The organism is Actinospica robiniae DSM 44927 (assembly GCF_000504285.1).
In the GTDB taxonomy this organism is placed as follows: Bacteria; Actinomycetota; Actinomycetes; order Streptomycetales; family Catenulisporaceae; genus Actinospica; species Actinospica robiniae.
In genome coordinates this window covers 6,542,651-6,556,407 of the sequence record NZ_KI632511.1, presented here as the reverse complement: position 1 = coordinate 6,556,407, position 13,757 = coordinate 6,542,651, and the positions used below count along the sequence as shown (strand labels likewise).

Annotated in this window: 13 protein-coding genes; 8 read left to right on the top strand and 5 right to left on the bottom strand. The window is 70.2% G+C overall.

All coding sequences use genetic code 11. From position 1 onward, the window contains the following. Positions 1-11: 11 nt before the first annotated feature. On the top strand, positions 12-371 hold the full coding sequence (locus tag ACTRO_RS44030; protein WP_157436496.1) for a hypothetical protein: 360 nt from the start codon (positions 12-14) through the stop codon (positions 369-371). 179 nt (positions 372-550) lie between these two features. Here ACTRO_RS44030 and ACTRO_RS47550 read toward each other — a convergent pair whose 3' ends face one another. Continuing rightward, positions 551-1,135 carry a tetratricopeptide repeat protein gene (locus ACTRO_RS47550; protein ID WP_051451507.1) on the bottom strand — a complete coding sequence of 195 codons (585 nt, stop codon included), beginning with the start codon at positions 1,133-1,135 and terminating at the stop codon, positions 551-553. Between the two features lie 368 nt (positions 1,136-1,503). Beyond that, positions 1,504-4,575, bottom strand: a complete 3,072-nt coding sequence (locus ACTRO_RS28050; RefSeq protein ID WP_034267816.1) for a helix-turn-helix transcriptional regulator — start codon at positions 4,573-4,575, stop codon at positions 1,504-1,506. Positions 4,576-4,695: 120 nt separating this feature from the next. Here ACTRO_RS28050 and ACTRO_RS28045 point away from each other — a divergent pair, with 120 nt between their 5' ends. The 4 genes from ACTRO_RS28045 to ACTRO_RS44020 all read left to right on the top strand — a co-directional run bounded on the left by ACTRO_RS28045 (position 4,696) and on the right by ACTRO_RS44020 (position 8,734). Next, positions 4,696-4,911: a hypothetical protein gene (locus ACTRO_RS28045; protein WP_034267812.1), complete on the top strand. Its 216-nt coding sequence runs from the start codon at positions 4,696-4,698 to the stop codon at positions 4,909-4,911. Positions 4,912-5,050: 139 nt separating this feature from the next. Continuing rightward, positions 5,051-6,073: a hypothetical protein gene (locus ACTRO_RS28040; RefSeq protein WP_157436494.1), complete on the top strand. Its 1,023-nt coding sequence runs from the start codon at positions 5,051-5,053 to the stop codon at positions 6,071-6,073. A 65-nt stretch (positions 6,074-6,138) separates the two neighbouring features. Beyond that, positions 6,139-8,160, top strand: coding sequence for an ABC transporter ATP-binding protein (locus ACTRO_RS28035; protein ID WP_084316573.1), 2,022 nt, complete (start codon positions 6,139-6,141; stop codon positions 8,158-8,160). An 82-nt stretch (positions 8,161-8,242) separates the two neighbouring features. Continuing rightward, positions 8,243-8,734, top strand: a complete 492-nt coding sequence (locus ACTRO_RS44020) for a helix-turn-helix transcriptional regulator (protein ID WP_051451504.1) — start codon at positions 8,243-8,245, stop codon at positions 8,732-8,734. A 787-nt stretch (positions 8,735-9,521) separates the two neighbouring features. Here ACTRO_RS44020 and ACTRO_RS28025 read toward each other — a convergent pair. From ACTRO_RS28025 to ACTRO_RS44015, 3 genes are all read right to left on the bottom strand, one after another. Beyond that, positions 9,522-10,178, bottom strand: coding sequence for a hypothetical protein (locus ACTRO_RS28025; protein ID WP_034267810.1), 657 nt, complete (start codon positions 10,176-10,178; stop codon positions 9,522-9,524). Between the two features lie 423 nt (positions 10,179-10,601). Then, positions 10,602-11,105 (bottom strand): RHS repeat-associated core domain-containing protein, encoded by a 504-nt coding sequence (locus ACTRO_RS51495; protein ID WP_425394888.1) that lies wholly within the window; start codon positions 11,103-11,105, stop codon positions 10,602-10,604. A gap of 316 nt (positions 11,106-11,421) precedes the next feature. Next, positions 11,422-11,664 (bottom strand): hypothetical protein, encoded by a 243-nt coding sequence (locus ACTRO_RS44015; RefSeq protein WP_051451503.1) that lies wholly within the window; start codon positions 11,662-11,664, stop codon positions 11,422-11,424. A gap of 393 nt (positions 11,665-12,057) precedes the next feature. Between ACTRO_RS44015 and ACTRO_RS49905 the strand changes: the two genes are divergently transcribed. From ACTRO_RS49905 to ACTRO_RS28010, 3 genes are all read left to right on the top strand, one after another. After that, the gene (locus ACTRO_RS49905) at positions 12,058-12,339 is read left to right on the top strand and encodes a hypothetical protein (RefSeq protein WP_051451502.1); all 282 of its coding nucleotides are present in this window, start codon (positions 12,058-12,060) and stop codon (positions 12,337-12,339) included. Then, positions 12,309-12,794: an alpha/beta hydrolase gene (locus tag ACTRO_RS28015; RefSeq protein WP_245594699.1), complete on the top strand. Its 486-nt coding sequence runs from the start codon at positions 12,309-12,311 to the stop codon at positions 12,792-12,794. Before ACTRO_RS49905 ends, ACTRO_RS28015 begins: the two co-directional genes overlap by 31 nt. Before the next feature lie 95 nt (positions 12,795-12,889). Further along, the gene (locus ACTRO_RS28010; RefSeq protein WP_034267807.1) at positions 12,890-13,462 is read left to right on the top strand and encodes a hypothetical protein; all 573 of its coding nucleotides are present in this window, start codon (positions 12,890-12,892) and stop codon (positions 13,460-13,462) included. Positions 13,463-13,757: the final 295 nt, after the last annotated feature.

The following is a 13,757-nucleotide window of genomic DNA, read 5'->3' as shown; positions in this document are numbered from 1 at the left end:
CTACATGGGAGGTGGCGACCCAGGTATCGACTCCGCGAAGATCATCGGCTCTGTGCCTGCGCCTTCTGTTCCTTCTGGCCCTGCGTGTGCCGACGTGGTTGAGGCTGTCGCGGCGGTCCATGGCGTGCAAGGACGCCGAGATCCTTCTGCTGCGCCACCATGTCGCGCTGCTCGAACGCCGCAGCACCACCCGTCCGAAGCTGGACTGGGCTGACCGCGCCTTGATCGCGGCGCTGCTGGCGGTGATACCACGAGCACAGCATGCCGGGCTGAGTCTTCCGGTGATGCCCGCGACGTTCGCGGCGCTCGCCCGAAGCAGGGCGGCGGCCCGCACCCGCTCTCCGGCACAGGTCATGCCCGGATCAGCCTGATCAGCACGTCACGGGAGCACGGCATGGCGAGCTTTCTCGTCAGACGCGATCCGGGACGACAGGCCGGAGACAGAGCGATCTCGACCAGCGCATCAGTCAGCGCCGGGGTCCGGCGGGCCACCTGTAGGCGGACACGAGTTTCGGTTCCGGCGCTGATCTTGTTGCGGGTCCCCCCGGCGTCAGAGCTCGTCGGTGTTCTCGATGATTGCTGCGATGAGGTTGTCGATGTGGTCGGGGGCGAGTTCGGCGTTGCGGCGGGCGCGTAGGCGGTCGGCGGCCATGATCTGGCCGTCCGGGTCGTCTTCGAGGTCGTCTACGGTGATCTCGGCGAGGTCGCCGTAGTAGCGGACCAGGCCGGTGGTCAGCCAGCGGGCGGCCTGCTCGTGGTGGCCGTGCTCGTCGAGGGTCTCGCCGATGATGACGAACACGTCTGGGTCATCGGGGCGCGCTTTGCGCGCGGTCTCGATCAGGGCGAGCGCCTCGTCGGGCCGATCGCGGGTGAAGAGGAAGTCGGCGTAGTAGCCATGGAGGCTGCCTGCGACGCGGCCGCCGTCGGCCAGGGCTGCGCGGAACAGGTTCTCGGCCGTCTCGTGGTCTCCCGCGAAAGCGTAGTATTCGGCGGCCTCGGCAAAGTCCTGGGCGCGATGGTCCGGGTGATCTTGGCCGTGTCGGCGCAGAGCGTCGGCGTGCGCGACCTGCTCGGCGGCGCTGGTGGGGACGTATTCGATATCGCCGGGGGCGATCCGGGATGCGCGGCGGGCCATGAGGGTGAGCCTACCGGCGGCGCGGGGCCGGGCCGGGGTCATTCACCACGACGCGGCGAGCAGCCCGAGGGCCGCTCCACAGGGCAACGAACCGAACCCGGCGTACGCCACTGTTGTCTGCACGACGAGCGCGAACAGGCCCTGTCGACGTCACCTCGTCCGGCACCGCCGCCGCACCCATCGTGTTCCAGGTCACGGGCGCAGGTCCCGTGGACATCACGTCCCCGAGAGGCCAGACCGGCTCGGCTCTCGGCCTCACCGGGGCCTCGTACGTCCAGATCGAAGTGCTTCTGGGCAGCGGGCCCACCCGGCGCTTCAATTCCCGCCGCTAGAGACACAACGCACCCGCAACCTGACCGGTCGCTCACTCAAACCGAACCAGCCCCGTCGGCGAAGGCCTCCGATATCCCTGGGTCTCCCGCGAGCATCGCGGCCGCCTGGGCACGGTTGGCCGCGCCGAGTTTGCGACGAGCGTTCGTGATCAGCGTCTCCACCGTGCGCGCGGACACCCCCAGCTGCGCGCCGATCGCCGCGTCGGACAAACCGCGGCCGGCGCAGCGCAGCGCTTCCCGCTCACGCGAGGTGAGCGTGGAGGCCGCAGCGGAATCAGATGATCGTGTGCCCGGAGCCGCGTCGACGAAGGGCGGCTGCTGCTCGCGCGGAACGCGCGGTGCGCTGCGGCGGACGCCCGCGGAGCGCAGCGACCGGGCGATGTGGCCGCACAGCGGAATCATGCTGCGTTCGCGGGCCCGGTCCTCGACCGAGAGCAGGCGCTCCTTCGCCTCTGCGGTATCGCCCGCCCTCAGCAGGGCGTCTGCGGCGGCCCAAAGGCAGCGGAGCTCGCCTCGGCGGTGGTAGGGGGCCCAGCACTTGGCGGCGGCATCGAAGCAGGCCGCGGCGGCACGGTAAGCAGAGACGACGTCGGTGGCAGCGGGCGCGGCCGTGGCGGCACGGTCGGAATCGGAGCCAAACCCGGACCCGGAGTCGGACGTCCCGCCGGAGCCGGCGGCGACGTCGAGCCCCGCTGCTTGGCGTAACGCACTGATCCCGGCCAATTCGTGCGGGACTGCCTGCAACATCGTGGCCCCGGTGTCCAGCAGTCCGAGCTCGGGCAACGGCCGCCGAGCGCGTAAAGCGGCCCACGCGATCAGCGGAGCGGTGAAGGCGAGACGGGCGCCGTCACCTTGCACGCTGTCCAGGAAGATGCGCGTCTCCGCCAACACCGCGGCGGGCAGTCCGGCTTCGCCGAGCACTGCGATCCGGGCCAGGCTGACGAGCCCGACGCCGAAGCGGTCGCGCGCGATCCCCGCCGGGACGGTGTCGAGCAGGTGCAGTGCCTCGTCCGCGCGGCCCACGTCGGCCAGGGAGACGGTGATCGTGGTGAGGATCTGCTCGCGGTTGCGCAGCTGGTCGAACGGGTCCGCCAGCAGCCTCGGAGCGGCGTCGAGTACGGCCTCGTAGTCTCCGGCGTGCATGGCGAGGTTCAGCACCAACGCCTCGAACTGCCGAGACCACTCGAACATGCGCAGCCGCTGGGTGCGCATCATCATCTGCTCGCCGATCCGGCGTGCGACGGCCGGGTCTCCGCAGCTCTCGTGTGCCGAGACGAGATTGTTGGCAGCCCTGCACTCGGTGTCCACATCGGCGCCGGCGCGTGCCTTGCGCATCGCCTCGGTCAGGTGCGGCTCCCACTGCGGGTCGTTCAGGATCCACTCGACCGAGCCGAGGACGTACAGCGCTCTGGCCTCATACATCTCGGCACCCCGGGTGAGGGCGAGCGCGGCTCGGGCCAGCGGCAGCGCGGCTTGCGCGTCGCCGTGGACGAAGAGCCGGTTGCGTGCGTGCTCGACGCGGAGCGCGACCTCGACGGGCGAAGGGGCGAAGTCGGGATCGTCGTCGAAGTCGGTGATCGCTCCTGAGCGATCGGCTGCGATCGTGCCGGGCCTGAGCCACTCCAACCCATCGAGTACCGCGCGGTCGCATGCCTCGGGGTCGTTGGTCTCCCACAGCGCCCGGGACAGCACCAGTGCCGCCCGGGCTTGGAGCTGTGGCTGCGCGGGCATGTCCGTGAGCAGCTCGGCCACCGCGGCGTGCCGGCCCGCGGCGGCCAGCTGTTCTGCCGCGTGCAACCGCAGGTCCGCCTCGCCCGGCCCGTCGGCGCAGCGCGCGGCGAGCAACAAGTGGTCAGCCCGTTCTCCAGGGGTGGTCGCTTGTGCCGCTGCGGCGCTGGCGGCGCGGAACGCCGCGGCCCGGTCTCCGGCGGCCAGCCGGTGACGGGCGGCCTCGGCGGGCCCGGCGGCGCGGTCGGCCAGCCGCCCGTGCAGCGCCCGCCGGTCCGCCGGATCGAGCAGCTCGGCGGCGACCTCGCCGAGCAGAGCGTGCCGGACCGACATGCCGTCGGCTCCGGCCACGACCAATCCGGCTGCGGCCAGCTCCACGTCGGCGCCGCCGAGTTCGGCTGCCGGCAGCGCGTGACCGGCCAGAGCGAGCAGCGCCATGGCTTCGCGTGCCGACGCGCTCAGCGTCCGCAGGCGCGCGGTGACGGCGCGCCGGAGACTGCCGCCCAAGGGAGGCGTATCCCCCGGGTGGGCCAGGGGGGCCGGATGAGTCGAGCCGTCGCCGATGCGACGGTCGTCGCCGCTCGATCGGACGGAGCCGGCCACGTGAGCGTCCGGATATATCGCGCCGGTCGAGTCCGCCGAGCCTGTCGATTCGCCCGTCCCCGGTACGCCGCCGTGGCCGACACTCGCCACCAATTCCTCGATCAGCAGAGGGTTGCCGCCGCTGCGCACGACGATGCTGCGGGCCGAATGCCGCGTCAGGTCCGCACGCAGACGCAGCGCCAGCGCCTCGGCGTCACCGGCCGAAAGCGGCGCCAGATCGAGCTGGTCGAACCCGGCGCCGGCCAACCGCTCGAGCACCGGCGCGCCCGCGCCACCGCGCCGCACCGCCGTCAGCATCCGTATCCGCCCGACCAGGGAAGGCAGGACCTCGAGCGTCGCGGGATCGGCCCAGTGGACATCGTCGAGGACCAGCAGCCCCGCGCCGACCATGTCGCAGACCCGGTGCGCCACGAAGACCGCGTCGCCGTCGAAGTCGTCTGCCTCTGACACCGCGGTGCCCGCCATGCCTGGTGTGCCTGCCACGCCCCGTTTCACTCCCGCGCCCCGGCTGAGCGCACGGCGCAACGGCAGCAGCGGCATCCACGCCAGCGTCGAGAAGGCGCCCCCGACGAACACCGGTTCCGTCACCGTTCGCGCGGCCTGCGCCAGCAGCGCGGTCTTGCCGACACCCGGTTCGCCGTAGAGCACGACGGCGCACGGCAGCCTGCCGCTCAACGCCTGATCCAACCGGGCGAGCTCGGCATGCCGGCCGACGAGTGTCATCGATCGCTCACCGGGGCTGCTGTGCGGGCTGCCGCGGCCGGCCGTGGCCGACATGGCGCAAATCCCGGATGTCGCGCCACGGACGCCGCCCTATTTTCGTCATCGGGGGAGGGAACTCGTTCTCCCGCCGGGGGCCGGAACACCGGGCCCCGAAGCCTTCGAGAGGAGTCCGATATGACACAGGGCACTACCATACGCCCGGCGGTGTTCGCCGCCCAGCCCGCCGAGTACCAGGCCGGGGAGGCCGCCGACCTCGTCGCGTGGGAGCGCGAGCTGGTCGCCTCGCTCAACCTCGACCTCGAGCCGACCGCCGAGGCCAAGCAGTGGGTCCGCGGCGAGACGATCAGCGGCAGCGGCAACGGCTGGGACGACAGCGACTTCATCGGCTGATTATGCCGCCGTGCCTCGCGCGCAACAAGACGCGAGCCGGCGAGGAACGGCCGTCACCGACCCCTGCGATGGACGAACGGCATCGCAGGGGTCGGTGATCGGCGAAAGACAGGTCACTGAGATGAAGGAGGTCGCGTTCATGAGCAGCACGTCCAGGGCGACCCAGGTCGCGGTCATCACCCACGAGCACGATCTCCACGCGTACGCGGTACGCCGCGATCTGGCCCGGCGGCACGGCATCGCCTGCCGTATCGTCGAGGCGGACCGGCTCAACCGGGGTACCGGGATGATCTGGGCCGGCGGCGGGTCACCCGAGCTCGACGGACCGGCCGGCTTCGCGCCGGCCGCGTCGGTCCCGGACTGTGACGGTGAGTCGGTCCCGGTGGCCGACCTGGCCGCGGTCTGGTTCCGGCGGCTCAACTGCCCGAAGAAGGCCGACTATCCGGGCGTCACCGAGGCGGCCCACCTCGACCTGATCCGCAACGACAGTCGCGACGCCCTGCTCGGCACGATGCAGGCGCGTTTCACCGGCACGTGGGTGGACCGGCCCGAGGCGTCGCGGACAGCGGAGAACAAGGTCAGGCAACTGCAGGCCGCCGCGGGCGCTGGACTCGCCGTACCGCGCACACTGGTGTCCAACGATCCATCGACGATCCGCGCGTTCTGCGCCGGGCTGGACGGCCGAGTGATCATCAAACCGGTGCGCGGCACCGGGATGGCGCCGATGATCACCGCGAAGGTGACGCCCGAGCTGTTGGCGAACGACGCGTCGCTGCGGCTCTCGCCCGCGATCTATCAGGAACTCATCCCGGGCAGCCGCCACATCCGGGCGCACGTGTTCGGCGAGCACGACGCTGCAGCCCTGCTGGAGTCCGGCGACCTGGACTGGCGGCCGAACCTGGGCATCCCGGCGACCGCGCACACGCTACCCGCGGAGACGCTCGCCGCGATGCGCCGGCTGCTGGACGCTCTCGAACTGAGCATGGGCGTGTTCGACCTCAAGCTGACCGCCACAGGCTACGTCTTCCTGGAGGTCAACCCGCAGGGCCAGTTCCTGTTCATCGAGGGCATGTGCGGACTGCCACTCACCGCGATGATGGCCGACTTCCTTGCCGAGGCGGCTCTCGTCCGGGGCCCGGCAGCGGGGGCGCCCCGGCCGTAGCGGGGACGCGAGAAGACGGGGCGACATGCACGAACCGGAACCGATACAGCTGAGGGGGTGCCGTGATGCCTTCGACCCGTGCGTCACGGATGGCGAACACGACCAGTGCGACGACGACCACTGTGACAACGACGACCGGCCCGGCGGCAGGCGCCGCGGCACAAGCCTGCGATGTGCAGCCTTCCGGCGCGCCTGCGGACCGTTCCGCCCGCCGCGCGCTGCGTCTGCTGCGCCCGCATCGCCGGGCCATCCTGGGCACCGCGGCGGTGATCGTCGTCTCAGGCGGTCTCGGCACGCTCGTCCCGCTCCTGGTGCGAGACCTGTTCGACCACGGCCTGTTCGGCGCCGGCGGCGTGCACCAAGCCCGGATGCTGGCCGACGCGGCGCTGATCACCCTGGTCACGCTGGCCTCCGGTGCGTTGAGTGTCAGCGAGAGCGTGCTGGCCAATCGCACCGGACTCCAGGTGGCGCAGCGGCTGCGGTCCGATCTCTACGCGCACCTGCAGGCTCAAGCGGTCTCCTTCTTCGCCGACCGGCGCAACGGGGACATCCAGACCCGTCTGGCCTCCGATGTCGACGCGGTGCGCGACGTGATCGGCCGCAGCGCCGCGGACGCGCTCGGCAACCTCGCCCTCGTCGCGTCCACGCTGGCCGGACTGCTGCTGCTGTGCTGGCCCTTGGCGCTGGTCAGCATCGTGACCGTGCCCGGCTGCGTGGCCGTCAGCCGGCTGGTCGGACGCCGGCGGCGGATGCTGACCGAGGAGATCGCGCAAGCGCAGTCCGATCTGTCCTCGCACGCCCAGGACACCCTTTCGCTCTCCGGCGCGCAACTGGCGAAGCTGTTCGGCCGGCAGGACGCCGAACTGGCCCGCTACCGGGAACGCAGCCTCGCGCTCGGACTGCTGCAGGCGCGCCAGGCCGTCGGCGCGCAGAGCTTCGCCGGGATCGTGCAGACCTGTCTGTCGATTCTGCCGGTTGCGGTGTACCTGGTCGCCGGGGTGCTGCTGGCGCACGGCGACGGAGCCGTGCTCACCGCAGGCACCCTGATCGCCGCGACCAGCCTTCAGGCGCGCGTCTTCTTCCCGCTCAGCCAACTGATGGCCACCGGCGCCGCGGCGCAGTCCGCCATGGTCGCCTTTCGCCGGATCTTCGATTACCTGGACCTGGTTCCGCAGGTGCAGGACCGCCCCGACGCCGCGGCCCTGGCCCCGCAACAGGTGCGCGGCGGGCTGAGCTTCCACGAGGTCTGCTTCCGGTACACGGCCGGGGCCGGCTCCGAATCGGCCCGGCATCTGAGCGAGCTCTCGCTGGAGGTGGAGCCGGGATCGTTCACCGCCATCGTCGGGCCGAGCGGCGCGGGCAAGAGCACCCTGGCCGCCCTCGCGGCACGCCTCTACGACCCGAACTCCGGGGCGGTCCGGCTCGACGGCAAAGATCTGCGTACATTGCGACAGCTCGACCTGCGCCGTGCGGTCTGCCTCGTGAGTCAGGAGACGTACCTGCTGCACGCGACGATCGAGGAGAACCTGCGCTACGCCCGGCCTGGCGCCTCGGATGCCGAACTGGTCGCCGCGACCCGCGCCGTCGGCCTGCACGACCGGATCGCCGCGCTTCCGGACGGCTACGCCACCGTGGTCGGCGCCCGCGGGCACCGCATGTCCGGCGGCGAACGCCAGCGGCTGGCGATCGCCCGCGCACTGGTCCGGCGGCCGCGGGTGCTCATATTGGACGAAGCCACCTCGTCGCTCGACTCCATCTCGGAGGAGCTGGTGCAACGCACGCTCGCCGAGGGCGCCGGCGCGCGCACGACGCTCGCCATCGCGCATCGGCTCTCCACCATCCGGCACGCGGACAGGATCTTCGTGCTCGACGGCGGCGCACTCGCCGAGTCCGGAACACACGCGCAACTGCTGGCGCGCGGCGGCCTGTACGCACGGCTGCACGCTCGGCAGAATGCGGAGGGGAAGCCGGGACAAGAGCAGGCTCCGGACGCGCGACGCGACGAGGAACACGCTGGACAGCAAGGTGGGCCACCCGGCAGACAACCGGTCGAGGCGCACAGAGCCGCAAACGACGGCTGGAGGTGAAGGGGTGACAGATGCGAGGGGGGCCCTACGTCTGTTGGACGGCGGACGTTCGTCCACAGCTCCGGCTACGGTGCCACTGATAGTGGTCGAAGGCCCGCGAGCCGACTTCACCGCCGCGGTCACGCAAGTCGTCGCGGCCGGCTGGCCGATCCAGCAGGGCTGGCGCGGCGCGGCGGCCGGTCGAGTATCGACCGGCGTACTGACCGACCGAGACGACGCCGTCGCCGCGATGCTCGCCGCGGTCGCGGGCGCCGGCTTGGTCGTGCACGGTGTCGCCCCGCCGGCGCTGCTCGATGAGTTCTGCGACGATCTTCGCCGACTGGGCCGGATCGACCACCGGCTGCCCGACACTCCCACCACACCAGGCCTCAGCCCGGATGAGCAGCGTCTGGTGGACCTGCTCGCCGCGGGCATCGGCCTCGGCCTTGCGGCGGCGGCACTCCACATGAGCCGCCGTACCGCAGACCGCCGGCTGGCCGCACTGCGTTGCCGGCTCGGCGCCCGCACCACCGCGCAAACCCTGGTCCTCGCCCGCCGACTGCCACCACCGGTGCCGCCGGCCCCCAGACTCTAAGGACCCGGTGTCCGCGCGGACGCTCCGCACCGCTCGCAAACGTTCTACGAAGCTCCCGAAGCCGTGGCCCACCACCTGATCCACGGTGCTCGCGCAGGCCGGTGCCGACGCCGTCCGCCCGGACGCTTCACGGCATCGAAGCGAAAGGATGTGCCGCGCTCGGACCATCAGGCCTCGCATGACGTCGTGACCACTGGGCTCGTGGACCGATCCGCACTTCTACGCAGCGACCGGGCGAATCTCCGGGCTGCTGATGCGGACCGCGTTTACGGACGCTGGCGCCAGTCCGGCATTCTCTGCGACGCGGGCGGCTGCCCTTGACCAGTGCTTTGGCCCCACCCCTGCTGCTGAGACGTATGCGGGCCGGGGGTCTGCCCCTCGAATTGTCGGGCGAAGTCGAATCCGCAGTGGAGGCACCGGGTCACTCCGCGTTTGACGCCGTTTCCGCATACCGGGCATGTACGGGTACGACGACGCGTGATGAGCCAGAGCACGCCGAGGATGACGTCTCCGAGAGCCCAGAACACGAACAACAGCGTCGCCGCGACACCCAGACCTCGCGCTGCTCGAACGCCGCAGCGCAGCCGGTCCGGGCATGATCTGGGCTCATCGAGCGTTGCTCGCGACGCTCTCCTGGCCGAGATGCCGTGAGCGCAGCACACCGGGTCGGTTACGTGCCCTCGACCAGACGAAGAGCCCTGTACTCAACTCATCCGCGCACCCGACCGCTTCCCCTGCCTGGCGCGCGGTCGGCCTCGGGTTTGGCGGCAGGCACCACCCGGCGTCCCTACAGAGGGGCCAGCCGTTTCGAGTTCTGGTCGGCTTTGCAGGCGGCTGTTTGGTATTCGAGGTAGTAGGCGATCTCCGCGGCATGGACCGGCAGGCCGTAGTCGGAAGCGAGTGCGACGGCCTGATCCGCACAGAGCGGAATGGGCGTGCCATGCACTGGTTGCGCATCACCGGACCAGCGTCGCGCCTGCGCGTCATCGAACGATGCGGGAAGTTGGTGGATCTGACCAAGGTATCGAGCGGTGGCATGGAAGCCGAGCAGGACCCAGCCGTCCTCGAAGGGAGGGTGCATGCGGTGCGGCCCGAACAGCTTAAAGATCTTCAACGGGTGCATGCCGGTGGTATCCACCGAGGCCGGGTCGATCGGGGCGCGCGAGGGGTCGGGTTCGTGGATGTGCTCTGAGTCCACGATGACCCAGACATCGTATTCCTCGGTGGTCACACCGCACAGCACGCTTCCGTCCTGCGCAAGCGTGACGAACTCCGCCTCGCCGGGGTGCGGGTTCGCCTCGGAGGTGAGGTTCGCCGCGAGTCTGGTGTGCTCGCTCCGGCGGACTTCGAGCCAGGGCTTCTCGTAGCCGGTGGCGATCAGGAAGGTGCCGTCGGCTCCGATGACGCCGTGGGCGCGCGCCTGCTCCAGCCAGGCCGCGTCCACCCGTTGTGCCAGGTCTCCGCCTCGGATGGGTACGCGTACCGTGGCCTCCAGGCCGGCGACCAGCCGCCATGCGCGGCCGCTGTCGACGAGGCGGCCGAGTCGGCCTCGCCGAGAACCTCCAATCCAGACCGTTCGAGGCGTGCGCGTGCCGAATTCCGGTCGGGGGGACTATTCACCGCCATATCCCTCGCTGCGCACCGGCATCTTTCCTCCCTCGTAGAACAGATGGTGGTCGTCGGTGCCCGGTCGGTAGATCTTCCCATGCCGCTCGAAGCCGGCGTCGGTCGATCGGGCGCTGCCCCATCCGAAGTCGACCCCGATACGGCTGGGGTCGCTCTTGGGCTGTCCGGCGTGGAAGTGCGAGCCGGCGGGGTCGTCGGTGTGTTCGACGACGACTCTCGATCCGACTCCGGGTATCTCGTATTACTCGAAGTTGCCCCAATGCGTTTGATCGGGCGACCAGAAGTATCCGTTCGATCCACGCTTCGTCACGTCTCCACCGACCTGCCAGGTGAGGTCGGGAGCCTTCCCCTCGGGCACGCCGGCGAGCTGCCGGGCCGCCGGATAGGCGGACTCACGGTCGGGATACGGGTTCGTGCTTCCGCCGAGCGAAGCACTTTCGGCAAGACCGAGCGGGTCGCTGCCGATGAGCGGGTTGCCGACGTACGCGTAGGGATTCGGCGCGGGTTCGAGGCCGAGCGGGTCGGGGCCGGTGTACTGCGCGGTCTGCGGGTCATAGTGCCGGAAGTAGTTGTAGTGCCAGCCTGTCTCAGTATCGTGATATTGACCCGGGAAGCGCAGCGGACACGCGTCGGGCTCCGGGGCCCGCTCGCGCTGCTCGCCCCAGAGCGTGAGGCTCGCCCGCCAGACGATCGTCCCGTCGGACGCGAGCAGTTCGGTGGGCGTGCCGAGGAGGTCGGCGACAATGGGCGAGAAACGTCGTCTCGCCCGCGCTGCCGGTCCCGGCCTCGGTCTCCGCGGGCTGCAAGCGGCGCTGCAGTTGGGTCGCCGCGCGATGCGTGCCCGGCTCGTAATCCCATGTCAGGATGGTGCGGGTGCCGTCGGCCTCGACGCGGGCCTGCTCGGCCAGCCGGGTTCCGTCCCAGGTGAAGCGGGTGGTCTGAGCGGCCTGGCCGGTTGCGGCCAGTTGCCGCTTAGTGATCCGCCGACCGAGCGGATCGTAGTCGTAGCTCCAGATCGCGCCGCCTGGTTCGGTAAGCCGGGTGAGCCGGTCGTCGGGGTCCTACCGGTAGGTCCATTCGCGCACCTGGCCGGATAGCGTTCGGCGTCGGACCTTGGTACGACGTCCTTGCCCGTCGTACTCGTACGTCGTGCGCCCGGCCTGGCGGATACGGCCGCCGGCATATTCGTAGTCTGGCACTACCGCGTCGCTCTCCTGCGAGGCGCGCGAGGCTGTGTGCGCCGCGGATGCCAGGTCGCCGAGCCCGTTGTAGGCGTAGCGCTCGCTCCAGGTCGAGGCGTGCACGGCGATGACCCGGCGGGCGGTGTCGAGCTCGTAGCGCTGCCGGCCGAACTGTTGATCGTCGATGCCTTCCAGCGCGCCGTCGACGGCGTAGTGGTAGGTGCGCGACGTGGAGAGCTGATAGTCGGTGCTGGCCCTCGGCTATGTGCCAGAGGGCTTGTGCGGTGAGGCGACCCGCCTCGTTCCAGGACTGCGAGATCGCGGTGGCACCGATGACCCGCCCGGTTTCGCGTCCGAGCGCGTCGTAGTGAAAGCTGATCGGCCGCTGGGCGTTTCGAGCGCCGTGGCCCTTCCAGCCTGGTCGTATGCCCATTCGCTGAGCGCACCGGAGGCGGTGGTCCGGCGCAGTCGCCGACCGGCGGCGTCGAATTGGAAGGTGGTCGCACCCTCGTCCGTGTGCCGCGCGATGACGCGACCTACCGGGTCGCGATCGAAGGCGACGACCTGGCCCGCCCCATTGGTTCGTCTGCTGAGCCGGCCGGCCTGATCCAGCTCATAGCGGATCTGGCGACCGGAGAAATCGATCGCGCCTCGATGAACCTCAGCCCCGCGGTCCTCGGTGAGGGCGACGCCCAAGCTGCGGTCTCGAACCTGACCGCCTACGTCGACAGTCTCCGCGTCGTCAATCCCCACATCGGCACCTCACCCTGCTCGGCCACAGCTACGGGTCTCTCGTAGTTGGGCTCACCGCCGAGCACTCGCACCTGCCGGTCAACAACATCGTGCTCGTGGGCAGCCCGGGAGTCGAAGCGAGCAACGCGAGCCAGCTCGGTATACCCGCCTCACACGTCTGGACCGGACGCGCGCCTGCCAACCCCGTCGCCGGCAGTGGATGGTTCGGCACGGCCCCCACGGACCCTTCGTTCGGCGCGAACCAGTTCACCGTGGACTCCACCGGGGGAGGCCCTCCCATGTGGCAGCACGGCGACTACTTCGACGACAAGGACGACAACGTAAACGGCACCGACGGCGGCTCATCGCTGACGAACATCGCGTACATCATTTCGGGGCAGCAGAACAAGGTGACACTCGTCCACCCAGCCCTGCCGCCCCAGCCCCGCACGAACCCATTGCCGAGCGCGCCGTCGCAGATCCCGTCGACCTCGCCGCGCACCCCCGACCCGCAGCCCTGAGCATGCCCGGAATCAAGGCCCCGACCCCGCGAGCGGACGACACGATGCGCTCAACAACTCGCCGCACGAGGCGGCATCGGCTCATGGCAGGCTGTGTGGCCACGGTGATGGCCAGCTTGGGGACCGTCGCAGGCTGCGCCAGCGCGAACCCTCCCGGCTCGGGAGGGACTGGATCGCTGCCCACGCGGGAACAGGCATTTCAACTGAGCGAGATCTACATCAACCAGATCCTCCTCGCCATAAATCAGAAGCCGACCACGCAGTTCATCTACGCGGAGGGGTCCTGCGACGAGACAGACGCAATGCATGGCGCCATCTCGCTCGACTACGTTGCCCCCGGTTCCATCAGCGCGAAGGATGCGCTGGCCGAACTGCGGACGGTCGGCGCGGCCGTCGCGCATCTGGGCTACGGGACACCCGTGTACCAAGACCAGGAAGACGGCGCGTATGTGAATGTCGGGCCGTTCAGTATTCTGTTCGACACTGACGGAGGGACGCTGGGCTTCTCGGTGAAGACCTGTTACGCCTCTCCCGCGCCGAGCATGTCACCGGGCCTCGCCGGCGTCATGCAGCCGCTGATCGCCTCACCTGCGCCGACGAGCACAGCGGGATCGCCGGTGGGAATCCCGACGCCTGCGGGCTCGGGATCTCCGAGCGCAGACGGTTGATGCAGACATTCCGACGAAGAGCCAGCACGGCTGCGCCCATGGCACCCCTCGGTCCGAGTCCCGTCACTACTTGCCCGGTTGCGGCTCCCCTGCATCGGATACCAGCCCCGCTCGGAGCACAGCTGGCGTAGCGTCACCTGCTCGATCCGGTGCCGTCCGATCAGTTCGGCCTCGTCCCGGTCGATTACCCTGGCGGCCACGAGCCACGCCCCCATCTCGTCGGTCTCGGCATGCTGGGCGTGGTTGCGGTCGCAGGCGCGCAGCGCGATGTGGATCAGTCGGGGCAACACGATCC

Bases quoted from the DNA above. Each gene is read 5' to 3' on its own strand.
- ACTRO_RS47550 (WP_051451507.1), bottom strand. From the start codon at position 1,135: ATGGCCCGCCGCGCATCCCGGATCGCCCCCGGCGATATCGAATACGTC.
- ACTRO_RS28050 (WP_034267816.1), bottom strand. From the start codon at position 4,575: ATGTCGGCCACGGCCGGCCGCGGCAGCCCGCACAGCAGCCCCGGTGAG.
- ACTRO_RS28045 (WP_034267812.1), top strand. From the start codon at position 4,696: ATGACACAGGGCACTACCATACGCCCGGCGGTGTTCGCCGCCCAGCCC.
- ACTRO_RS28040 (WP_157436494.1), top strand. From the start codon at position 5,051: ATGAGCAGCACGTCCAGGGCGACCCAGGTCGCGGTCATCACCCACGAG.
- ACTRO_RS28035 (WP_084316573.1), top strand. From the start codon at position 6,139: ATGCCTTCGACCCGTGCGTCACGGATGGCGAACACGACCAGTGCGACG.